Origin of the sequence: Providencia sp. PROV200, from assembly GCF_049901995.1 — a bacterium.
Lineage (GTDB): Bacteria > Pseudomonadota > Gammaproteobacteria > Enterobacterales > Enterobacteriaceae > Providencia > Providencia rettgeri_E.
The window spans coordinates 1,633,480-1,656,165 of record NZ_CP096307.1 but is presented as its reverse complement, the minus strand read 5'-3'; the positions used below and the strand labels follow the sequence as shown (position 1 = coordinate 1,656,165).

The window sequence follows — 22,686 nt, the reverse complement described above, 5'->3', positions numbered from 1 at the left end:
TTATGCTTGCTGAATCGAATTAATAAAATAAAATCAAGAAATACTCTAAATTATATTGAATATATAAAAAATTATAACAATGGCAGTTTCTGAGCAAAAAACACACAGGCCACCATTGGAACGATGCTTCATCCTTAATTATCATTACTTATTATCTAATCTAATCATGCTAAAAAACACTTATAGTGATTATGCTTTTTTCAATAAAATTTTTATTCCTAATCTAAATATGAGCAACAAAACACATCCAAATATGACTAAGAAGGAAATGAAATGTCCACTAATGAAATTTATACCACAAATGCAAAAAGCCCATGTATTGTGTTATGCACGACGAATAGCCATGAAAACGCAATTAAAATTACCCAACATTTACTAGCCAATCGTTTAGCTGCATGCGTTTCTCTACTTCCTGAAATAACATCAGTTTATCTATGGCATGATAATATCACGCAAGATAAGGAGATTTTGCTTTTGATCAAAACGACCCAAGGAAATCAACTCAATTTGTTTAAGGCAATAAAAGAAATACACCCATATGAAACTCCAGAACTCATTCGCTTAGACCCAAGTCAAGTGGAAGATAATTACTTACGATGGCTGATTAGCTCCGTTAAATAATAGGTATTAATCTGAATTTAATAACAATAACGTTATAAATTGTGAGCTAGAATCGTTTTGTATAAATAAATTTAACTGGTCGGCTATGGTTTACCGAAAATTAATGCTATATAAATAAGCTCGCTTTATATTTATTTTCCCTCCTTTATATTTGGAGGTTTTTTTTGCCTAAAATTCACCAATACATATTCTGTCTAGCTAACAAAAAAAGCGACTGATATAAATATCAATCACTTTGTACGTAAAGCCTTAGTGCATAAAGTTAGCCTCTTAATGGCTGATTTCTTACCGGCCTATCACCAGCGACATAATATTCAGCATCGCTTGTGGGCAACGGAGGTCGGTTTCGAATTTTATCGGCGATTTTCTCCGCGATCATGATAGTCGTTGCATTTAAATTACCCGTAATAATCAGCGGCATAATTGATGCGTCGATAACTCGTAAATTTTCAATTCCATGAACGCGTCCTGCACCATCAACCACTGCCATCTCATCGTGCCCCATCTTGCATGTACCACATGGATGAAAAGCAGTTTCAGCTCTCTCGCGGACAAATGCATCTAGCTCGTCATCCGTACTAATCTGTTTACCAGGGCTAATTTCTTTCCCACGATATGGGTCAAGTGCTGGCTGAGCCATAATTTCACGGGTAATACGAATAGCAGCACGAAACTCTTCCCAATCCTGTTCCGATGACATGTAGTTAAATAAAATACTCGGATGCTGCCTTGGGTCTAAAGATTTCAAACGAACGCGCCCTCGGCTAGGCGAACGCATTGAGCCTACATGGGCTTGAAAACCATGCTGATTAACGGCATTACTACCGTTATAGTTAATCGCCACAGGCAAAAAGTGGAATTGAATATTTGGCCAAGCAAATTTTTCACTGGTACGAATAAACCCACCCGCTTCAAATTGGTTGCTTGCGCCAATTCCAGTCCCTTTAAATAGCCATTCAGCGCCTATTTTGGGTTGGTTTATCCATTTTAAGGCTGGATATAATGAAACTGGTTGTTTGCATTCATATTGCAAATACATTTCAAGGTGGTCTTGCAAGTTTTGCCCTACACCGGGTAAAACGTGCACGGCTGGAATATTAAACTCTGTCAGCACATCTTCAGGCCCAACCCCAGAGCGCTGCAAAATTTGTGGAGATGCAATCGCACCTGCGCATAACAGAACCTCTTTACGCGCCTTTACCACCGTTGGCGTAGTGCTATTACCTTGATAATACTTCACACCCGCCGCTTTTTTCCCTTCAAACTCAATGGTATCCGTAGTGGCATGGGTACGAATGGTCAGGTTATGGCGCTTTTTCGCTTGGTCCAAATATCCTCTTGCTGTACTTGCTCGTCGCCCTTGAGGAGTGACCGTGCGATCCATCGGGCCAAAACCCTCTTGTTGGATCCCATTTAAATCATCAGTTTGTGGATACCCAGCTTGTACACCCGCTTCCACCATCGCATGAAATAGCACATTATTGCCATTCTTCGGTGTTGTCACACTGACTGGGCCATCTCCACCATGGTAATCATTCGGGCCAATATCACGCGTTTCTGCTTTTCTAAAATAAGGTAAGCAATCGAGGTAACGCCAGTCTTCTAAGCCAGGCGCCTCAGCCCAGCCGTCAAAGTCTAGAGCATTCCCTCGGATATAACACATCCCATTAATTAATGATGAGCCTCCGAGCCCCTTCCCTCTACCACATTCCATTCGTCGGTTATTCATATGTGGTTCAGGATCAGTTTCATAAGCCCAATTATAACGTCGCCCCTGTAATGGGTAGGCTAATGCCGCTGGCATTTGTGTGCGAAAGTCGAACCGGTAGTCCGGTCCTCCTGCTTCAAGGAGCAGCACAGTAACATCTGGATCTTCTGTCAGGCGGGTAGCAAGAACGTTACCGGCTGAACCAGCACCGATAATAATATAGTCGTAGACCATTGTTATCTCCTCTGTTTCAGTCAAATTAAAATGATGTGATTAAAAAACGGATGCAAATTCCCCCAGTTCCACTTGAATGGATTTCACTTGTGTATAATTTTGCAGTGTTATTACGCCATTTTCACGACCAACGCCGGAATGCTTATACCCCCCTACTGGCATTTGAGCGGGTGATTCACCCCATGTATTAATCCAGCAAATCCCAGCCTCTAATTGATGGATAACACGATGCGCACGCGTGAGATCCTGTGTCACAACCCCTGCAGCAAGCCCATATACACTATTGTTTGCACGGGTAATCACTTCATCTTCAGATTGGTAACTTAAAATACTCATGACAGGACCAAAAATTTCTTCCTGTGTGATTTGCATCTCATCGTGGCAATCAGTGAATACCGTTGGTGCAACATACGCTCCCTGAGCGAAATCGCCATCCATCAAACGTTCACCTCCGCACAATAATTTCGCACCTTGTTGTTTGCCTAACTCAATATAACGCAACACATTTTCCATATGTGCGAAACTGACTAATGGCCCAAAGTTAGTATTATCGTCAATGGGAGAACCTATTTTAATGCGCGCCACACGTTCCGTGATCTTGTCTTCAAACTGTGATTTAAGCGATTCTGGCACAAAAACCCGTGTTCCATTGGTACACACTTGGCCGGAACTATAAAAGTTCGCCATCATGGCGATATCTGCAGCTTTATCTAAATCTGCATCATCAAAAATAATTAGAGGTGATTTGCCGCCTAGTTCCATCGTCACCTCTTTTAAAGAAGAGGCCGACGCATTCGCCATCACTTTTTTACCCGTTGCGATCCCCCCAGTGAATGAAACTTTGGCAATATCAGGGTGCTCCGTTAACCATTGCCCCACTTCACCGCCTTGGCCTGTCACCACGTTAAACACCCCAGCAGGCACCCCCGCTTCAGTATAAATTTCAGCTAACTTTAATGCAGTTAACGACGTGACCTCACTGGGTTTGAACACCATCGCATTACCTGCAGCCAGAGCAGGTGCTGACTTCCATAATGCGATTTGGATAGGGTAATTCCATGCGCCAATTCCAGCGACAACCCCCAGCGGTTCACGACGGGTATAAGCAAACGAGCTGTCACGCAGAGGGATCTGTTGTCCTTCCAGCATAGGGATTAAACCTGCATAGTATTCAAGGACATCAGCCCCTGTGACGATATCTACATAACGCGTTTCAGAAAGTGGTTTGCCCGTATCAAGGGTTTCGAGGTAGGCCAGCTCGTCGTTACGTTCCCGTAAAATATCCACCGCACGGCGTAAAATACGTGAGCGTTCTATCGCGGTCATTGCCGCCCAGACTTCTTGGCCTTGTTTGGCACTTTCTACCGCCCATTGGATATCTTCAAGGGTCGCAGATTGCAGATTTGCGATAGTTTCGCCATTTGCAGGGTTGATTGCAGGAAATTGCCCGCATTCAGGTTGTGAACTGTCGACATAACCACCATGAATATAAAGCTTATGTATCGGTGGATGTTGCATATTATCTCCTCTGAATTGGTTATTAAGTTTCTAAAACCTCAGCACGTTGTAGTTGCATATCGATATATTCGTTAGTGATTTTGAGTGCATCCTTAACAGGAAATTGCTCATTACTCAAAGCACTACGTAACCATAAGCCATCAATTAACGCCGCCAGCCCCTTCGCGGCCATCCGCGCATCCGCTTTGTTTAATACCCGCCCAAACTCATAGCTTAAATTTGAATACAAGCGCCGGTCATTAACCTGCTGTAAACGATTTAAATTCGGTTGATGCATACTACTAGCCCAAAAGGCTAGCCACGTTTTCATCGCGGCCTCACTGGTTTGCGTTGGGTCGAAGTTGCCTTCAACAATTGCCTGAATTCGTCGTTTTGGCTCCGCTCCGGTCAACATCCGTAAACGTATTGCCACCGCAAACCCTAGTTGGTATTGAATATGGCGCATAGCGGCTTCAAGCAAGCCATTTTTATCACGAAAATAATGACTAATAATTCCTGTAGAAACCCCGGCTTTACGGGCAATTAACACAAAACTGGCATCCTGCATTCCAACTTCATTAATCACAGCCAATGTGGCTTGAATTAACTGTTGTTTACGTATCGACTGCATTCCTATCTTCGGCATAGTATTTGAACCTAAAAAATACATTGATCCCTTGTATTAAACGTTTTTTTGATTGAATGTTCAATCAATATTAACTATTGTTTACAACAATCCATTCACAATTAACATAAGAGAGAAGATAACAAAAACCAAATCTTTGCTGATAAATCAATAAATTAGCTTAGAAAGTAATTTTAACCTGTTAAATAAATAAAAATGTGGAATGTCCAATGACAACTCAAAATAGTCCAAAAAATAAGCAGAAGGATAAACTGAACTCTGTGGTTTTTTTTACTTCCGCCGGTCTTATTCTGGCGTTTTCTTTTTTCACCATCTTGATGACCGAAACAGCAAATCAGTGGATCGTTGCCGCCCTTGGCTGGGTATCTAAAACCTTTGGTTGGTATTATCTGTTAGCAGCAACGCTTTATATTGTTTTTGTCATTTTCGTTGCAACCTCACGCTTTGGTAATATCAAACTCGGCCCAGAGCAATCTAAACCTGAATTTAGCGTGCTCAGTTGGTCTGCGATGCTATTTGCCGCAGGAATTGGTATCGATTTAATGTTTTTCTCCGTCGCTGAGCCGGTCACCCAATATATGCTGCCGCCAACGGGCGAAGGCGAAACCTTAGAAGCAGCTCGTCAGGCGATGGTGTGGACACTGTTCCACTATGGCCTAACGGGCTGGTCTATGTATGCCTTAATGGGAATTGCACTGGGTTATTTCAGTTATCGTTATAACTTGCCGCTGACCATTCGCTCCGCACTTTATCCAATATTTGGCAAGCGGATTGACGGCCCAATTGGCCATACTGTGGATATTGCTGCGGTATTAGGGACGATTTTCGGTATCGCAACAACATTGGGGATCGGGGTTGTTCAGCTGAATTATGGTCTCAAAGTCTTATTCGACTTACCTCAAGGGCTCCCCGTGCAAAGTGGGTTGATCCTGCTATCGGTGATTATGGCTGTAATTTCCGCCACATCTGGGGTAAATAAAGGTATTAGGGTGTTATCCGAGCTCAATGTGCTTTTAGCATTTGGTTTGATTTTATTTATCTTATTTGTCGGCGATACTGAGTTCCTACTCAATGCCTTAGTGCTGAATGTGGGGGACTATATTAACCGCTTTATGGGTATGACCCTCAACAGCTTTGCCTTTGACCGCCCAACGGATTGGATGAATAGCTGGACGCTGTTTTTCTGGGCATGGTGGGTAGCATGGTCACCATTTGTTGGGTTATTCCTTGCTCGTATTTCGCGCGGACGAACGATTCGACAGTTTGTGATTGGCACATTAATTATTCCATTTGTTTTCACACTATTATGGCTATCTATTTTTGGTAATAGTGCATTATATGAAATCATTCACGGCAATAGTGAACTTGCAAAAACCGTCCTCGACGCCCCCGAAAAAGGCTTCTATTCACTGCTTGAACTTTACCCCGGCTTTGGCCTAACCGCTTCTGTTGCAACCATTACTGGGCTGTTGTTCTATGTCACCTCTGCTGACTCCGGTTCATTAGTATTAGGCAATTTCACCTCAAAACTCAGTGATATTAACAATGACGCCCCTAATTGGTTGCGAATTTTCTGGTCTGTCGCAATTGGCTTACTTACCTTAGGGATGTTAATGACGGATGGCGTCGCTGCGTTACAAAATACGACGGTGATCATGGGCTTGCCCTTTAGTTTTGTTATCTTCTTTATTATGGCTGGGCTATATAAGTCATTAAAAGTTGAGGACTTTAGACGCGTTAGTTCGCTAAATACCAATGCCCCTGCACCACTATATGGCAACGGAACACTCAATTGGAAACAGCGTTTGGGACGAGTGATGAATTTCCCGGGAACGACTTATACCCAGCGGATGCTTGATTTGGTCTGCATTCCTGCCATGCAAGAAGTGGCAAAAGAGCTCAGTTTAAGGGGAGCAAAAGTGGAATTTAACACCTTGCCACCCATTGCTGATGAGCGATTAGACCATTTAGAATTAACGGTCGACCTAGGCGAAGAACAAAGCTTTATTTACCAAGTGTGGCCACAGCGCTATTCAGTTCCCGGTTTTACCTATCGCGCACGTTCAGGGAAATCCCATTATTACCGCTTAGAAACCTTCTTATGGGAAGGCTCACAAGGGAATGATTTAATGGATTACACCAAAGAACAAGTGATTAGCGATATTCTAGACCAATATGAAAAACATATGAATTTCATTCATTTAAGCCGTGAAGCCCCCGGGGCAACCTTAACATTCCCTGAATCTGTCTAGCTTGAACTCTAAGGGAGCGATGCTCCCTTAGAGTCAACAAATGAACAACTTATCAATAAGGGCGGCCCGCTTGCTCTAGCATTTTCTTCATTTTCTGGCGGTCATTCATCCAAGCCATTGAATGAGGGCACCCCGCTCCCGTCGGGTTAACATCACACACATTAAAATGTTTTGAAAACGCATTTTCATCTGCATTTCGCTGTTCTAACAAAGCTTGATAACTTTGTTCTTCTTGTGGAAGTTTCTTTTTGGGATCAAAGACAAACTTTTGTTGTGTCTGTAATTTTTTAATTCCTTGGTAGTCTTGATTAAACTCGCGATCAGCGGGTGACTTTTCTTTAAATGTAAAATCGTTGGCAAAGCCATAAGAAGTGAAACAAAGAAAAATAACAACAATAACCTTTTTAAACATATCTATTTCCTGCTGTGTCCATAAGCAAATATTATATGTCAGCAGCAACACATGGTGTTGAATAATAATAGGTGAAATTTATAAAATCTTAATATTCAAATAAATAATTTACCTGGGTTATTAAATCAATTGATTGATACATTATTGAAAATGGCTTAATTCTGTTATATCCCCCTATAATGGATATTGGTGATAACCCATTTTCTCTGAAATATTGCGCCCCGCTGTTTTCAGTAATTGGACGTATTCATCAATACGCTGCTCATCAAAACGAATGGTTGGGAACGAAATAGATAACCCTGCAACCACATGACCTAACCGGTCATATACTGGCACAGCAATACAGCGCAGGCCTAGTTCTTGCTCTTCTCGGTCTTGCGCATAATGGCATTCACGAACGGTGGCTAATTCCACCAGCAGGTCTTCTAACGTTAAAATCGTTGTTGCCGTTTTTTGGCTAAAAGTTTCGTTTTTCAATGCTAAACGAATGGATCCTTCATCTTGCCAAGCGAGTAAAATCTTACCGATTGCGGTGCAATACAATGGGTTACGACGCCCAACCCGTGAATACATGCGTAAATTATAACTCGAGTCGATTTTATGGATATAAATAATAGCATCTTCATCTAAAGCCCCTAAATGTACGGCTTCATGGGTCAATTGGCCAATACGGCGCATTTCTGTATCTGCAATTTCAATTAAATCCACATACTCAAGGGACTTCGCTCCCAACTCGAATAATTTCAATGTTAGGGAATATTTATCCGCTTCACCTTCTTGATCCACATAACCTAACTGTTTCATCGTTTGCAGAAAACGAAATGTGGTGGCTTTTGACATTAATAAGCGCTGCGAAAGCTCAGACACGCCGATCTCTTTTTGCTCACCAAGGGCACTAAGAATGCTGAATACCTTAACTACCGCTGAAACGGCATCCGTTTGAGTCGTTTTATCCATTACTTTTCCATCATCCTATAAATTGATATCGACATTACACCCTAGCGGATAGCATAAGTGGCTATCATGATAAAAACAAGAACGGTGATTTAATATTTTTAAAACAGCGTTTCATTTTTATTGAAGTTCTATTTGAAATGGGTTTTAATAGCATCATTAAGTCCGCAATAGTTTATTAAGTCGTAATCACGCAGGTGGTGAAAATGAATACACATCCGCAAGTTGCCGTTATTGGCGAATGCATGGTTGAATTGCAAAAGTCAGGGGAGCTATATAAGCAAACCTTTGGTGGAGATACACTCAATACCGCACTATACCTGTCTCGTTTGACCAAAGACCATGGCGTGACAACCCGTTACATCACCGGTTTAGGAAAGGACCCATTCAGCCAGCAAATGCTAAGCAGTTGGCAACAAGAAGGCATCAATACTGACGAAGTCTTTATTTCGGATAAACATTTGCCTGGGATGTATTTAATCGAAACCTCCGCTGATGGCGAACGTCGCTTTTTCTATTGGCGAGATAATGCCGCGGCAAAATTTTGGCTTGATGCCGTCTGTCTTGATAGCAATAGCAAAGCCCACACACAGCAAGTACTTAATTCACAACAATTTATCTATTTAAGTGGCATCAGCTTAGCCATTTTGCCTGATGCTTCACGCCAGTTGTTATTTGAAATGTTGCAGCAAGCTAAACAGCATGGTGCCAAAATTGTCTTCGATAATAACTATCGCCCCGCACTTTGGTCTTCCAAACAAGCCGCTCAACAGGCTTATCAGCAAATTCTCACTTTAACCGACATCGCTTTTTTGACCTTTGATGACGAACAGTTACTTTATGGCGACATTCATGAAAATGATGCAATTGCACGTACCCAACAATATGGCGTGAATGAAATCGTGATCAAGCGCGGTGCTAAGGCTTGCTTCGTCGTTATTGATAACGAACGTATTGAAGTCCCTGCGAATAAAATAAGCCATGTTGTTGATACCACTGCCGCAGGGGATTCCTTTAGTGCCGGCTACCTTGCTTGCCGTATTTTAGGTGGCAACCCATGCGAAGCGGCAAAATCAGGTCATTTACTGGCTGGAACCGTCATCCAACACCGGGGAGCGATTATTCCATCCGAGGCCATGCCAACCACTGCTTTAGTAAAATGTTAAGAGGCTTTAACCATGAATCAATTAGTTGAAAGAATTAAGAAACTCAATGTTGTTCCTGTGATCACCATTAATAATGCAGAACATGGTGCTCCATTGGCAAAAGCCTTAGTGGAAAATGGCCTGCCATGTGCAGAGGTCACCTTCCGCACCCCTGCAGCGATACAAGCGATTAAAAATATGCGCGCGGCCTACCCTGAATTACTGATTGCCGCAGGTACGGTATTAACCACTGCGCAAGTTGACCAAGCCATTGAAGCGGGTGTGGATTTTATCGTCAGCCCAGGCTTTAACCCGAAAATTGTGGCTTATTGCCAACAAAAGAACGTAATTATCATTCCTGGGGTGAATAACCCAAGCTTAGTGGAGCAAGCCCTTGAATTTAACCTCACCACATTGAAATTCTTCCCAGCCGAAGCCTCTGGCGGAGTTGCCATGCTCAAAGCACTCAGCGCCGTTTACCCGGTTAAATTTATGCCAACTGGCGGGATCGGTGTGAAAAACATTAAAGAATACACCGCATTACCTTCTGTATTAGTGTGCGGCGGTTCATGGATGGTGCCGAATGACCTTATTGACAGTGAAAACTGGCAAGAGCTCGGCAAACTCATTGCCAAAGCAGCGGCTATTTAATTAATAATAAAAATCTCGTTGTTGTTATTGCGCCCTTACTGGATGGTAAGGGTTTTTTTGTTGTTCGTGTTCATTAAAATATTGTTTAATTATTAGCTTTATCAAATTAGTCAAAGAATATAATACAATTTACTAATAATTTAAATTATAAATTTACTTAAATAATTTACAAATAAATAAAAATTAAATTAAACCGAATACATTTTATTTTAACAGAATAAAACCAGTAAAGTTAATTTTATTAATACTACTTATATACCACATTAAAAATATTATTAACTATCTAATAAGATAAAATTCAAATAACACTTCGGCAACGAGATATAGCTTCCTTTATGGCTTCACCGAGTTCTTCATCAGAAACACTATCCGGCAAAACAATATAGTCATCCTCAGTAAACCCATTCCCCGTCCATGTTTCTAGTTTTTTATGGAGTGTTGGCCTTAATGTTAAAAAACCATTTTTCTCTCTAATATTGCATAACATCATTGATTGATAAAAAATTTTTTTATTTTTGAAACCAAGAGAAGGTAAGTTTTCACTGAGCCATTTTTTTTCACACTCTGCAAGGCGATCTCTATTAAAAAAAAAGTTATCTACATGAGGATCTATAACTCTACATTTTTTTAGAGCAACTTTAGATAATTTACCTAGCTCACTATTTGTGACTTTTTTATTAACTGATACTATAGGAACCGTATCATCTACTACAAATAAATGATACCCTGACAAAACCATAATAAAATAAAACAAATCATTTACTCGAATGGATATATTATTTCCAGAGTCATAGTTTTCCATCTCCCCCCCTATTTTACTATTGTAATTTTCATATTAATATTATTCTCTATAGAATAAGCTATGGATTTATTAATTTCCACCCATTGATCTGAAGTTGTTTTACTTGGGATTGCTATTTCTATAGTCCTTAGTTTGATATCTGAATTTAGCAGTGTGAGCCTTGATTGGTCTATCCCTTTAAAATTAACCACATCATTTATATATCCGTTGATTTTTGAACTGACCTTAACTGGGTTTTGATATATTTTAGCTCCCGTATCTAATATTTTTACACTTATCGCTTCTTTATTTTTTATAAAATAGTCAAATGTTTCCGTCCCCGCAGGTAACCTTTCACTATCCGCTAGTTTTCTAGATTTACCAATATAATCTTCAAATGGATAGCCTTGCTTGTAAACGCCTTCACTGCAGCCTAGACATTTTACTTGACCATACTTCGGCAACGAGAAAGCACTTCTTTTATGGCTTTACCTAATTCTGCGTTTGTTACTGTATCCGGTAAAATAATATCATCATCATCACTATATCCATCTCTCGTCCAATCTTTTAGTTTTTTATGCAAACTAGGTTGCAATATAATGTTACCATTAATTCGTTTAATACTGCATGACATCATATTTAAAAAAAGTGATTTTATACTTTTAAACTTACATTTAATTAACACATCACCAACCCACTCTTTATAGTCTTCATCAATCCTCTTTCTATCAAAAAAATCAGAATTTTCATACGGATCTATAATTCGACACTGACTTAATGCTAACTTTAACATTTCACCTAACTTTTCTTCAGTAGTATCTTTTTCCAAACAATAAACGGGCGTCTCATTATCTCTAACAAAAAAATGATATCCCGAAAGAACAAATATAAAATAAAATCGTTCGTTAACTCGGATTGATACATTATCCCCAGAATCATAATCAAGCATATATTGTTCCTTACTTAACAACCGTTATATTAAGTTTTATGTTTTTATCATTAGCGTAAATTATTGATTTATTAATTTCAATCCATTGCGCTGGAGTAGTTTTACACGGTATAGCTAACTCTATCGTTTTATTTTTTACACTTGACTTTTCAAGCTTAAATTTAATGCTGTTTATTCCTTTGAAATTAACCACATCATTTATATATCCGTTGATTTTTGAACTGATCTTAACTGGGTTTTGATATGTTTTAGCTCCCGTATCTAATGTTTTTACACTTATCGCTTCTTTATTTTTTGTAAGATAGTCAAATATTAGAAAATAATAGCATTCTCATAAATAACCACCACAAACCTAATTTACTTATTAAGGCTTGTGGTGATGAATAATTAAATTATTGGCTAACTAACCAATAAAACGTTTTAACTGTAAACGCAACATCTCATTTTCGCGTCGGAGCATTTCATTTTGATCCAATAGGCTCATTGCCATTGCGATGCCCGGCCAGTCAATTTCTAATTCATGGTAAAGACGCACGGCTCTTCTCATAATGACCACCGCTTGGTCATCAAACAACCACTCATTAGTCGTTTCAATGGGTTGAATTATCCCAAGGCCGACGATTTCCTGTAATTCATCTTCAGCAATGCCAGTATGAACGCAAAAATCAATAACGGTTAATGATGTGAACTGTTCCATTATTTACCTCCCCAATTTTTACGTGGGTCAAAACTCTGTTGAGTCTCCGCCAATTTCCGCCACAGTGCATCCGCTTCTGCATTACTGCTATTCGGCATCACGATTTTTATAATCGCGTACAGATCCCCTGCTGTACCTTTATGTTTCAGCCCTTTACCTTTAAGGCGTAATTTTTGGCCAGCTTGGCTATTAGCAGGAACGGTGATCACAATCGGGTCTTTTAATGTTGGAATGGTGACTTTTGTCCCTAGAGCGGCTTCCCAAGGGGCTAATGGTACAACCACTTCAAGATCATGGCCCTTAATATCGAATAATGGATGCGGTGCAATGCGGATGGTTATCCATAGATCGCCATTTTCACCGCCATTCTCCCCCGCAGTGCCTTGCCCTTTTAAGCGAATACGTTGCCCATCAATCACCCCTGCGGGGATAGTCACATTAAGTGTTTTGGGAATTTCATTTTCGATAAAACCAAATGCGTTATAGACCGGTAAGTTATAACTAATGGTACGTTTATGGGGTTCTTGGGTTTCTTCAAGGAAAACAGCTAGTTCAACCTCTAAATCCTGCCCGCGACGGCTGCGTGCCTGCCTTGTGCCACCCCGTGCACGTTGGGAAAACATCGATGAAAAAATGTCATCAAAACCACCTGCATCAAACCCTTGCTGAGAATATGTGTGGCTTTGTTGGCTTTGATTGGCTTGGTTAAAATAGGGGTCATTTCTGTGCTCCCACATTTCATCGTATTCTGCGCGTTTTTCTTTGTCGCTGAGTACCGCCCACGCCTCTGCAATTTCTTTAAATCGCGCTTCAGCATTCGGCTCTTTACTGACATCGGGGTGATATTTTCGCGCTAAACGGCGATACGCGGTCTTAATGGTTTTTAAATCATCGGTGCGCTTGACACCCATAATGCTGTAATAATCCTTTAGTTCCATAGTAATATCTCGTTCACTTATCTGTTGAATAGAATTCTTATGGTATTTACCCAGTTGGGCTAAACATCACGATTACCTTGAATTTAACTTAGGACATTTACGCATTAATTGGAATAGCTAGGCCATGATAAAGTTACACAAAAACAGGAAAATTACGCTATTTCAAGCTAAACCTATAAGAGTGTCGTTTGATTAATAGGGGAACTCTATGGATACTCTCGCCAATCGCCTGAACTATAAAGTCAATTTTGCCATCTCTATCGAGGATTTTATTCGGTTAATTCGCCAGTCTCCATTTAAGGAAATGGTGCCAACCGATAATCTTACTCAATTGGATGCAATGCTAAATAACGCAGATTTATTGGTTAGTACATGGGATGAGGAACAGGTGGTCGGTTTTGTCCGCACGGTAACGGATTTTAGTTCTTGTTGTTATATCTGCGAACTGGCCGTTGATACTCAGTATCAAAAACACGGCATCGACCGCCAATTAATGCGCCTCGTCGCTGAAGAACTCCCCGCCGACTGCCAGATTTTATTTTTCGCCACCGACAGCAACCTCACCGAATATTTAAAACTGGGCTTCACCCAATCCCCAAGAGCTTGGCACACCACGGCAGGGAATTATTTGGCTAGATCGGCAGAGCTGGATGAATAATAGAAAGTAACATCGTTAAAAGCGTAGAAATATAGTAGAAAAAAAAAATTTAAATGAGCTTTAAAATACCCCTATGCGTATGCTCTAAATAATTCGTGCTACAGCTAGGCGGCAAGCTAGTTTAGCCCTAATAGCATACATCAGTATGAAAAACACTGGAAATATCTAAAAAACAGTTTCAATTTAGGTTTTATTAAAAATCCCTCGATGCTGATGCTCTAAATAATTCGTATTGTGGGTAGAAGACCAGAGAGGATATCTCGGGGAGCATACATAAGTATGTGACCCGAGTAGCCGAGCGCAGTCGACACCCCCACAATGCGAAGTATGACGAGCATCACTTCAATTTGCCGCGGAGGCGTTTTACAGCCTGACTATGAAGCTGACTCACCCTCGACTCCCCAACCTCCAGCACCGCCCCAATCTCCTTCAGATTTAGCTCTTCTTGGTAATACAGCGTCAGCACCATTTTTTCGCGTTCTGGCAACTGATTGATTGCCGCCGCAATTTGGTCACGCAAACTGGAATCTAGCAACAGACTCAACGGGTTACCACCATCGTCCTCATCCATTTGCGGCTCACAGCTTTCCCCATGAATTTCATGCCACTCATCATAAGAAAACAGTTGGCTATTGTTGGTGTCCAGTAATGCTTGGCGATACTCCGCAAGGTCGATATCCAGCGCTTTAGCAATTTCCGGTTCAGTGGCACTGCGGCCTAACGATTGCTCCAGCACGCCAATGGCTTTAGTCATTTCTCGTGCTTGGCGACGCACACTGCGCGGCACCCAGTCACGGCTACGCAGTTCATCTAGCATCGAACCCCGAATTCTTTGCACTGCATAAGTGGCAAATGACGCCCCTTGGGTGACATCGAAACGTTCCAATGCATGCAGTAAACCGATGCCCCCCGCTTGAATTAAGTCGTCGATATCAACACTGGCGGGTAGTCTGACTTGCAGTTTCAGGGCTTCATGGCGTATTAGAGGGTAATAACGCTCCCATAGGCTATTTTTATTAATCACACCTTCGGCAGTATACAAATCACTCACAACCTGAATCACCCTTCAAGCTCTATAAAAGGTATTCATTATCTGTGTTGGTTTTGAATTCAATCCGTAGAGTAAGGCACTAAATATAGCTTTATTTGCCTTATCCTAAATAGGTAAAATTTGAATGATTGCAATGTTAACGATTGTTTTAACACAATTTTTAGGGAATTTTACTGGTGATACAAGTGGGAGTAGTTGTTTTGTTGAGATGTGATTTTGTCATTAAATTGCAGATTTGGGCTTTAGACTTTGTTATTGACTAAATTAGCCTTCTTAAAGCAAGTAAAGTTATCGGTAAGCAGCAAGCTAGCTTAACACTAAGCATGATAACCAAAGTAAACATAGCACTAGATATGGGAAATAATGGCAATGAAAATAATCAGATTAATGGATTATATATAAATAATATCATTATTAAATACAATTAATATTAATTAAACATTAAGTTAATTCGAACTAACAAGGTAAACAACTTATTATTTGACAGATTTAAATTATATAATGTATTTTTACATTCACTAATGTAATAGCATATTAGTTTAATTAAGAAGTAAAATAGCACATAGATATTTTGAGGTTATTATCTTTTAATTTAAACTTAAATAATTAAGAAGAAAAATGATATACAAAATATATTTCTTTTATTTTTTCTATCTTTTCCCAATGTGGATATCCAAAACATTGCAGCCCATCTATTGGGAACAGCAGGCGCAATTAACGTTATTTTCAATTTCGTACGTAATGATGGCAATTGCGGGGGCCTGCTCACTACTTTATGCCAAAGGACTGTCCCAAATTGGCACTAAGCATGGGTTAATGGTGGGCTTTTTTCTATATGGAGGCGGCCTTGTTCTTAGAGCCTATCCCACAGGCATGGCTATCGCTGTCACGTCAGGTTTGATAGCGGGAATGGGGGCAAGTATTATCGCTATTGCACTTAAATCACTGATTTTTTAATATTGATAAACAGGAACAAAATAAAGTCCTGCTACACACCGATAATTTAAGCACAATTGCACAAAGCCTTGGGGCTTTTATTGCAGGAGGGCTAGTGACGATTTTATCAATTATCGATCAAACCCCATATCGTTCCGCCTTATTGATTAGCGGGGTCATGGTATTAATCGCCATTGTAGCCATTCCTTCATTAAAAATACCAAAAACTGAGAAACCATTAGTAAAAAAAGGCTCCCAAAAAAACACTTCATTTTTCCCTTTTCTCAGTAAAGCAGATTTAATTTTATTTATTGCATTTATTATCAGTGGCGCCAGTTGGGCACTGATCTTACCCATTATTCCGGTGTATTTAAAAAACATGCACTTTTCAGATACAAATGTTGGCCTAGTGCTATCATTAGGTGTGATCACCGGGCTAGTACTCAAGAACCTTTTTATGTTTATTTTTTCTGACAAAGATAAACCTATCTCATTACTCGTTTTTTCTGTTTTATGCATGCTGATGCTCTATGGTATGTTTTGGTCAATAAAATTTAGCTCCCCGATTGTTTTCGCCATCTCGGCTATTGCCATGTATATGTTTAGAACCGTTTGCTCACTATTAATTAATCTGGTTGAGATGGAGATTGCACGCAAAGGAAATGCCGAGCATATTTTTGGTTTAATACAAACCGCATTTTTGACAGGGGATATCTTTGGTGGAATTGCCCTACCCTATGCTTATGAGTCTGGTTTTCTGGTTAACACCCCTCTGGTTATTATTATTTTTATTCTGATATCAAATATATTAATTTACGCCTGTGCCAAAGCTCATATGGAGTGTAGCTGAGATTATATGACAGCCCTTTAATTGCTTTTGGGCTGTGACGTCTTCAGATGCAATATTAGTTTTAGCACTCTTAATATCTAACGTGCTCTTTTTTGCTTATATAGTTGGCGTCCCATCCATGCAGCGCCTCTAATTCCACTTGAGTCCCCGTGCTTAGCAGTAACGAAATGGGTATTGCAAACACCACCGAATACATATTGACCAACACATTGGTTAATGTGCAACATTATTTCAGGCACGTTTGACAGACCGCCTCCCAGTACAATAGTTTCGGGGTCTAACATGTTAACAATGGATGCTAGGCATCGGTGTAATTGATTTTTATATAAATCCCAAGTCATTAGCGAGTCAGGATCATTCCCTCTCATTAACTCTATTATCTCATGTGATGTTAAGTGTTCTCCTGTTCTTGATAAATACTGTCTTTCAAGACCGGTTCCTGAAATAAACGATTCAATACAGTTTATTCTACCGCAGTAGCAAGTCGTACTTTCGCCATCAACGTCTAGTGAGTAACTCGGTAAAGGATTATGCCCCCACTCACTTGCACATGCATTTATACCATTGAGTAGTTTGCCATGTACGACATAGCCACCGCCACATCCAGTTCCCAAGCCGGGTTATCGATGAAATCACTCTCTGCGGCGAAAATCGGTTTACCAAATAGTTTATTTGCGGTTTCAATTCGAGATGGTGAGACTTTAATTGCGATGGGGCGAGTCGTTGGGGATGGAGCCTGTAATTTCGAAATTGTGGATATTGCGGTTGACCCTAATTGGCAAGGGAAAGGGCTAGGACGAGTAGTTATGGAGCATATTGAAGATTATTTAAATTCGGCCGTCTTAGAAGGTTCTTACGTGTCTATGATTGCGGATAAGCCTGAGTTTTATCAAAAAATGGGGTACCAATCTGTAGGGCCGAAATCGGAAGGTATGACGAAAAAATTTAGCACTAATTAGCAGATATTAGCTTTAGTGTTTGACTTAGTTAACGACCAACTTGGTATATTCCCTAAATGACAAAAACCACCTTAAATGATCATTCACAAGAAGGTTCTTTTAACCTACCGGTTAGCTTATTATTTATACTTACCTTATTAAAAACAAAACCCTAACGAATAAATTAGGGCTTTGTCGGTAGTCTAAGGCCAGCGATGTTGGCCTTTATAACTCACCAATCACGAATTAACGTAACAGGCTCAGAACACCTTGTGGAACTTGGTTAGCTTGTGCTAACACTGCAGTACCTGCTTGTTGCAGGATTTGACCACGGCTCATGTTAGAAACTTCTGTCGCGAAGTCAGCATCTTCAATACGGCTACGTGCTGCGCTCAGGTTGTTAACAGAGTTGTTCAAGTTGTTGATGGTAGACTGCATGCGGTTTTGGAACGCACCCAGTTTAGAACGGTAAGTATCAATTTTAGTTAATGCAGCATCTAAAGTTTTTAATGATTCATCTTTTGGCAATGCATCGATTTGTGCTTGAGTACCAACATTACCGGTAATTTCTTCATCCATGTTCAGAGTGATTACTGTTTCATCATTACCTGCACCTTGGCCTGTTACTTTATCTTGTTTAACACTATAGTATTTACCGCTACTGTCTTTAGCAACTAAAGAACCGTCTTTAGTCTCATAAATTTCTAATGGTTTTGGTGTTCCTGCTTTATCATTACCAATTTTAACGGTTGTTTTTGCATCTGTAATGTTCAGCGCTGTTTTTGCAGCAGCGTCGTCAGCCAGTTTAGTACCTGTTTGTAATACAGTGTCAGCAGTTGCTGGTGTTGGAACTTTAAAATCTTCAACTCCCAGTTCTTTTAATCCCATTTTATCCATTTTTAATGAGATAGTTTCATTATCATTAGCACCAACTTGAAAGCTCATTTCTTTGCCTTCTTCCAATACTTTAATGCCATTAAATTGAGTTTGTTCAGAAATACGTTTAATTTCAGCTAAACGGTCAGTCACTTCAGCTTGGATAGAAGCGATATCGCTATTAGAGTTAGTGCTGTTTTTAGCTTGAACCGTTAATTCACGAACGCGTTGTAAGTTATCGTTGATTTCGTTAACTGCACCTTCAGCCGTTTGCGCGATAGAGATACCGTCGTTAGCATTACGTGAAGCTTGAGTTAAACCTTTCACGTTTGCAGTGAAACGGTTAGCAATTGCTTGGCCCGCTGCGTCGTCCTTTGCACTGTTAATACGTGAACCTGAAGATAAACGCTCAATTGCAGAACCTAATACGCCTTGTGAACGGTTTAAGTTGTTCTGAGTGGTCAGAGACAAAATGTTAGTGTTGATAACTTGTGCCATGATGTGATCCTTATTATTCAAATTAATGCGTTAAGCCAAAATGCTTAACTTGATGAATTTCGTCAGCAACTAGGTTATCGGCTACAAAAAAGTCCCCTTTAGGCTTTTTAATGAAAATTTTTATCTGTCAGGTTGGAAAAGGCTTTACAGCCCGCTTTTAATACCATTATTTTTAACCCTTTCATTTTTAACACACGCATTTATTTTTATTAATTTTCTTATTATTTAATTTCAATAGGGATAATTACCTACTTTTCTCTTATCAGCTCTCGCCATCACTCTTTTTCAGAATAGTCTAAAATTTTGCTCCGTTTTGCCGATAAGACTGTAAATAAATTTTATTTCAGAGTTAATAACACAGGCATAGACTCTAAATCATTCGGGTTGCAGGTAGGCGACAAGTGAAGATAGACCGATGAGCATACACAAGTATGTGATTCGGCTAGCTGAACGAAGTCAACACCCCTGCAGCTTGAAGGATGACGAGAATAGCGTAGGAGAAAACATGGCAGGCATATCCACACTCGGTATCGGGTCAAACTTAGATTTAAACGTACAAATGGACCAATTAGAAGCAATGGAGCGCCGTCGTTTAGAGCCATTAACCACCCAAAAAGCCAGTTATGACGCACAAATTAGCGCCTTTGGCAAAATGCAGTCGTCCTTAGAAAAACTCAAAAAAGCGGCTGAAGACTTAAAAAAATACGGCGATATCAGTACCACCAAAGTGAATGGCGAATACAAAGCCTTTGACGTGAAAACCGATGGTAAAGCGGTAGCGGGTGTACATGATGTGTTAGTCACTCAGTTAGCAAAAGCACAAACTATCGCCACCAAAGGCACACCTAACAATAGCAATAAAGAATTGCTGGGCAATGGTGCACCTGAGCGAACGATTACCATCACGCAACCATCACAAAAAGAAGATAAAGATAAAATCGTTATCAAATTGGATAACGAGCACACTTCATTGATAGAAATTGCGGATGCCATCAATAAAACCGATAAAGGCGTTTCTGCATCGGTCATTAAAGACAAAGACAATATTTACCACCTTGTCGTCACTTCTAAAAAAGAAGGTAGTGAAAACCGTATTAGCATCAATGTGGAAGGCGATGATGAGCTAGCTAAGATACTAAATGTTGAGTCAGTTATTGATGATAAAGGTGTGGTTACCTTAAATACCGATGCAGATAATGGTATGGTGCAAAAAGTAGCCCCACAAACCGCCTTACTGGAAATCGATGGTTTCAAATTAGAGTCACAAACCAATGAAGCCAAAGACCTGTTTCCCGGTTTAACCTTAACGCTGAAAAAAGAAAGCGAAGACGGTAAAGCTGACCACCTGATCGTTTCTGAAGATATCGAACCCGCCAAAGGTAAAATTAAAGCGTGGGTGGATGCCTATAACGAATTCCAAACATTAGCCAAAGAACTCACCAAATACACGCCAACGGAAAAAGGCACCGCGCCAGATAAAACCAATGGTCCACTGATTGGTGATTCCACTTTACGCATGATCCAGAGCACCTTACGTACCCAAGTTCGGGCTCCTCAAGCAAGTGGGGACATTGACACTCTGAGTAAAATGGGGATTAAGCAAAAACTGGATGGCACCTTAGAAATTGATAATAAAGTGCTGGATAAAGTTCTCAAAGAAAACCCATCGAGCGTCAAAGTGTTTTTTGCTGGTGACGGTAAAGAAACCGGTTTTGGTACTGAAAACTTTAACTACTTGAAAGACACCTTGGACAGCAAAGAAGGCACGCTGCACAACGCCACCGATGGCATCCAAAAGAAAAAGAAAAGCTTAGACAAACGTATTGAGCAGACCAATAAACAAATCGAAAACACCATGGACATGTACCGTCGTCAATTCCAAAACCTCGATAAAATGATGACGTCACTGAATAGCACCAGTAATTCATTAGGCCGATTATTAGGCTAATACTTTTAGGTTAAAAATATGTATCAACGACACGCACAGCAAGCCTATCAGCAGGTCGATTTGGAGAGTGAAATCACCAACGCGACCCCATACCAACTGATCCAAATCCTGTTTAAAGGGGCGCTAAGTGCCCTAAAACGCGGGGAAATTTTTATGCAGCAGGGTAAGGTGGCGGAAAAAGGTAAAGAAATCTCAAAAGCTATCGACATCATTGACACAGGGTTAAAGCAGTCGTTAAATTATGAAGCTGGCGGCGAACTTGCAGAAAACTTGGCAAGTTTGTATGAGTACATGACAATGCAGTTACTTCGCGCCAACCTCGAAAACAACGTGGCTTATGTCCAAGAAGTTTACCAGTTACTCTCCGATATCGCCTCTGCGTGGCAACAAATCGGTGCAAATGTGGATGAAAGATAATCAGGTGGACAATAAAAATCCTATCGATTTACAAGAAATATACCGTAATGTCTTAGTATTAAGTGAAAATTTAGTTGCCTTAGCGCAATCCGGGGAATGGGAGACGTTGGTCTCCCGAGAGACAGAATATGTCCTTGCGGTGGAAAACCTCACCGAGTTAACGCAAGCGTTCGAACAACAGCAGCCCATCACTGAAGAGTTTATTCAGTTACTGCATAAAATTATCGAAAATGAACGTGTTACTAAAGAATATTTACAACAGCATTTAAACTTTTTAAGCAAAGAAATTAAGCAATTAGACCAAAAACGGGTACTCAATAATAGCTATGGCCAATTTGATGAGCCAGACACCCCGTTAGTCGTTCGCCCCATGGAATGAATTTAAGTGTCAGGCCAACAAACCTGACACCCTCTTCCCTTTCGGATCACAGCCTACTGTTGCTGTTTTAAGCGTTGTTGCTTTTTCAGTTTTTTCAACAGCATATTACGTTTTAGCGGTGATAAGTGATCGAGGAACACTTTACCGTGTAGGTGGTCGATTTCATGTTGCATGACAATCGCTAAGAACTCGTCGCTATCCACTTCAAACGCTTTACCGTGTCTATCGAACGCTTTCACTTTAACGCGCAGGAAACGCTCTACATCCGCGTAGATCTCCGGTACTGACAAGCACCCTTCTTGGTAGCTAGTTTCCCCTTCACTTTCGACAATCTCAGGGTTAACAAATACCATCGGCTCATCACGGTTTTCTGAAATATCAATCACCATAATGGATTTAGTTTCAGCAATTTGCGTAGCAGCGAGGCCAATGCCGTTATCGGTGCTGTACATGGTATCTAACAAATCGTCGATTAAGGTTTGTACTGCAGCGAAATCTGTCACTGGGCTGCATTTAATGCGCAGTCGTTCATCTGGAATTTCAATAATTTCTCTTACTGCCATAATTTAAACCCTATAAATTCGATTGCTTTTATTCAAATATCAATAATTCAAAATACTTTAAACTACAGTGACGACATGCAATAACCA

At 40.4% G+C, this 22,686-nt stretch carries 26 protein-coding genes; 11 read left to right on the top strand and 15 right to left on the bottom strand.

Annotation, left to right across the window (positions count from 1 at the left end; translation table 11 throughout):
• Window positions 1-273 precede the first annotated feature (273 nt).
• Window positions 274-621 (top strand): divalent-cation tolerance protein CutA, encoded by a 348-nt coding sequence (gene cutA, locus M1E86_RS07565; RefSeq protein ID WP_125890855.1) that lies wholly within the window; start codon window positions 274-276, stop codon window positions 619-621.
• A 262-nt stretch (window positions 622-883) separates the two neighbouring features.
• Here cutA and betA read toward each other — a convergent pair whose 3' ends face one another.
• From betA to betI, 3 genes are read right to left on the bottom strand one after another with little or no spacing between them, the layout of a single operon-like run.
• Window positions 884-2,563 carry a choline dehydrogenase gene (gene betA / locus M1E86_RS07560; RefSeq protein ID WP_213913321.1) on the bottom strand — a complete coding sequence of 560 codons (1,680 nt, stop codon included), beginning with the start codon at window positions 2,561-2,563 and terminating at the stop codon, window positions 884-886.
• Between the two features lie 39 nt (window positions 2,564-2,602).
• Window positions 2,603-4,081 carry a betaine-aldehyde dehydrogenase gene (gene betB, locus M1E86_RS07555; protein ID WP_213913322.1) on the bottom strand — a complete coding sequence of 493 codons (1,479 nt, stop codon included), beginning with the start codon at window positions 4,079-4,081 and terminating at the stop codon, window positions 2,603-2,605.
• Between the two features lie 22 nt (window positions 4,082-4,103).
• The gene (betI, locus tag M1E86_RS07550) at window positions 4,104-4,706 is read right to left on the bottom strand and encodes a transcriptional regulator BetI (protein ID WP_213913323.1); all 603 of its coding nucleotides are present in this window, start codon (window positions 4,704-4,706) and stop codon (window positions 4,104-4,106) included.
• Between the two features lie 209 nt (window positions 4,707-4,915).
• Here betI and M1E86_RS07545 point away from each other — a divergent pair, with 209 nt between their 5' ends.
• Window positions 4,916-6,958 carry a choline transporter gene (locus M1E86_RS07545; protein WP_004255510.1) on the top strand — a complete coding sequence of 681 codons (2,043 nt, stop codon included), beginning with the start codon at window positions 4,916-4,918 and terminating at the stop codon, window positions 6,956-6,958.
• A gap of 52 nt (window positions 6,959-7,010) precedes the next feature.
• Here the strand turns inward: M1E86_RS07545 and M1E86_RS07540 are convergent, their stop codons facing one another.
• Window positions 7,011-7,370 (bottom strand): hypothetical protein, encoded by a 360-nt coding sequence (locus M1E86_RS07540; protein ID WP_248468223.1) that lies wholly within the window; start codon window positions 7,368-7,370, stop codon window positions 7,011-7,013.
• Window positions 7,371-7,544: 174 nt separating this feature from the next.
• The gene (gene kdgR, locus M1E86_RS07535) at window positions 7,545-8,327 is read right to left on the bottom strand and encodes a DNA-binding transcriptional regulator KdgR (RefSeq protein WP_125890849.1); all 783 of its coding nucleotides are present in this window, start codon (window positions 8,325-8,327) and stop codon (window positions 7,545-7,547) included.
• Window positions 8,328-8,530: 203 nt separating this feature from the next.
• On the opposite strand from kdgR, the gene M1E86_RS07530 reads away from it, so the two are divergent.
• A complete protein-coding gene (locus M1E86_RS07530) occupies window positions 8,531-9,490 on the top strand; it encodes a sugar kinase (protein ID WP_213913325.1) in 960 nt (319 codons plus the stop codon).
• A gap of 12 nt (window positions 9,491-9,502) precedes the next feature.
• Window positions 9,503-10,120 (top strand): bifunctional 4-hydroxy-2-oxoglutarate aldolase/2-dehydro-3-deoxy-phosphogluconate aldolase, encoded by a 618-nt coding sequence (locus M1E86_RS07525; protein WP_213913326.1) that lies wholly within the window; start codon window positions 9,503-9,505, stop codon window positions 10,118-10,120.
• A 298-nt stretch (window positions 10,121-10,418) separates the two neighbouring features.
• On the opposite strand, the gene M1E86_RS07520 is transcribed toward M1E86_RS07525, so the two are convergent.
• The 6 genes from M1E86_RS07520 to cbpA form a co-directional block, all read right to left on the bottom strand.
• The gene (locus M1E86_RS07520; protein WP_213913327.1) at window positions 10,419-10,922 is read right to left on the bottom strand and encodes a contact-dependent growth inhibition system immunity protein; all 504 of its coding nucleotides are present in this window, start codon (window positions 10,920-10,922) and stop codon (window positions 10,419-10,421) included.
• 8 nt (window positions 10,923-10,930) lie between these two features.
• The gene (locus M1E86_RS07515; protein WP_213913328.1) at window positions 10,931-11,365 is read right to left on the bottom strand and encodes a hypothetical protein; all 435 of its coding nucleotides are present in this window, start codon (window positions 11,363-11,365) and stop codon (window positions 10,931-10,933) included.
• Window positions 11,344-11,850: a contact-dependent growth inhibition system immunity protein gene (locus M1E86_RS07510; protein ID WP_125890844.1), complete on the bottom strand. Its 507-nt coding sequence runs from the start codon at window positions 11,848-11,850 to the stop codon at window positions 11,344-11,346. Before M1E86_RS07510 ends, M1E86_RS07515 begins: the two co-directional genes overlap by 22 nt.
• A 10-nt stretch (window positions 11,851-11,860) precedes the next feature.
• Window positions 11,861-12,163, bottom strand: a complete 303-nt coding sequence (locus M1E86_RS07505) for a hypothetical protein (protein ID WP_413776177.1) — start codon at window positions 12,161-12,163, stop codon at window positions 11,861-11,863.
• Between the two features lie 90 nt (window positions 12,164-12,253).
• Window positions 12,254-12,547 carry a chaperone modulator CbpM gene (locus M1E86_RS07500; RefSeq protein WP_213913329.1) on the bottom strand — a complete coding sequence of 98 codons (294 nt, stop codon included), beginning with the start codon at window positions 12,545-12,547 and terminating at the stop codon, window positions 12,254-12,256.
• Complete coding sequence (gene cbpA / locus M1E86_RS07495; protein ID WP_125890840.1) at window positions 12,547-13,485, bottom strand: curved DNA-binding protein; 939 nt, start codon at window positions 13,483-13,485, stop codon at window positions 12,547-12,549. The genes M1E86_RS07500 and cbpA overlap by 1 nt, the downstream gene beginning before the upstream one ends.
• A gap of 208 nt (window positions 13,486-13,693) precedes the next feature.
• On the opposite strand from cbpA, the gene M1E86_RS07490 reads away from it, so the two are divergent.
• Window positions 13,694-14,143: a GNAT family N-acetyltransferase gene (locus M1E86_RS07490; protein ID WP_426099330.1), complete on the top strand. Its 450-nt coding sequence runs from the start codon at window positions 13,694-13,696 to the stop codon at window positions 14,141-14,143.
• 337 nt (window positions 14,144-14,480) lie between these two features.
• Here M1E86_RS07490 and M1E86_RS07485 read toward each other — a convergent pair whose 3' ends face one another.
• Complete coding sequence (locus tag M1E86_RS07485) at window positions 14,481-15,194, bottom strand: RNA polymerase sigma factor FliA (protein ID WP_213913331.1); 714 nt, start codon at window positions 15,192-15,194, stop codon at window positions 14,481-14,483.
• 618 nt (window positions 15,195-15,812) lie between these two features.
• Between M1E86_RS07485 and M1E86_RS07480 the strand changes: the two genes are divergently transcribed.
• Together M1E86_RS07480 and M1E86_RS07475 are read left to right on the top strand one after the other, a co-directional pair.
• Window positions 15,813-16,151, top strand: a complete 339-nt coding sequence (locus M1E86_RS07480; protein WP_426099329.1) for a hypothetical protein — start codon at window positions 15,813-15,815, stop codon at window positions 16,149-16,151.
• A gap of 94 nt (window positions 16,152-16,245) precedes the next feature.
• On the top strand, window positions 16,246-16,980 hold the full coding sequence (locus tag M1E86_RS07475; RefSeq protein WP_426099328.1) for an MFS transporter: 735 nt from the start codon (window positions 16,246-16,248) through the stop codon (window positions 16,978-16,980).
• A 77-nt stretch (window positions 16,981-17,057) separates the two neighbouring features.
• On the opposite strand, the gene M1E86_RS07470 is transcribed toward M1E86_RS07475, so the two are convergent.
• Complete coding sequence (locus M1E86_RS07470; RefSeq protein ID WP_426099327.1) at window positions 17,058-17,594, bottom strand: ROK family protein; 537 nt, start codon at window positions 17,592-17,594, stop codon at window positions 17,058-17,060.
• A gap of 12 nt (window positions 17,595-17,606) precedes the next feature.
• On the opposite strand from M1E86_RS07470, the gene M1E86_RS07465 reads away from it, so the two are divergent.
• Window positions 17,607-17,939 carry a GNAT family N-acetyltransferase gene (locus M1E86_RS07465; protein ID WP_213913334.1) on the top strand — a complete coding sequence of 111 codons (333 nt, stop codon included), beginning with the start codon at window positions 17,607-17,609 and terminating at the stop codon, window positions 17,937-17,939.
• A gap of 225 nt (window positions 17,940-18,164) precedes the next feature.
• Here the strand turns inward: M1E86_RS07465 and M1E86_RS07460 are convergent, their stop codons facing one another.
• Window positions 18,165-19,292, bottom strand: coding sequence for a FliC/FljB family flagellin (locus tag M1E86_RS07460; protein ID WP_213913335.1), 1,128 nt, complete (start codon window positions 19,290-19,292; stop codon window positions 18,165-18,167).
• A 505-nt stretch (window positions 19,293-19,797) separates the two neighbouring features.
• On the opposite strand from M1E86_RS07460, the gene fliD reads away from it, so the two are divergent.
• Genes fliD through fliT form a run of 3 tightly spaced genes read left to right on the top strand, consistent with a single transcriptional unit; the run spans window position 19,798 to window position 22,036 of the window.
• The gene (gene fliD, locus M1E86_RS07455; protein WP_213913336.1) at window positions 19,798-21,240 is read left to right on the top strand and encodes a flagellar filament capping protein FliD; all 1,443 of its coding nucleotides are present in this window, start codon (window positions 19,798-19,800) and stop codon (window positions 21,238-21,240) included.
• Between the two features lie 18 nt (window positions 21,241-21,258).
• Window positions 21,259-21,657 carry a flagellar export chaperone FliS gene (gene fliS / locus M1E86_RS07450; protein ID WP_004909969.1) on the top strand — a complete coding sequence of 133 codons (399 nt, stop codon included), beginning with the start codon at window positions 21,259-21,261 and terminating at the stop codon, window positions 21,655-21,657.
• Window positions 21,647-22,036 (top strand): flagellar protein FliT, encoded by a 390-nt coding sequence (gene fliT, locus M1E86_RS07445; RefSeq protein WP_102139318.1) that lies wholly within the window; start codon window positions 21,647-21,649, stop codon window positions 22,034-22,036. Before fliS ends, fliT begins: the two co-directional genes overlap by 11 nt.
• 53 nt (window positions 22,037-22,089) lie before the next feature.
• Here fliT and def read toward each other — a convergent pair whose 3' ends face one another.
• Window positions 22,090-22,599, bottom strand: a complete 510-nt coding sequence (gene def / locus M1E86_RS07440) for a peptide deformylase (RefSeq protein WP_102139319.1) — start codon at window positions 22,597-22,599, stop codon at window positions 22,090-22,092.
• Between the last annotated feature and the right edge of the window lie 87 nt (window positions 22,600-22,686).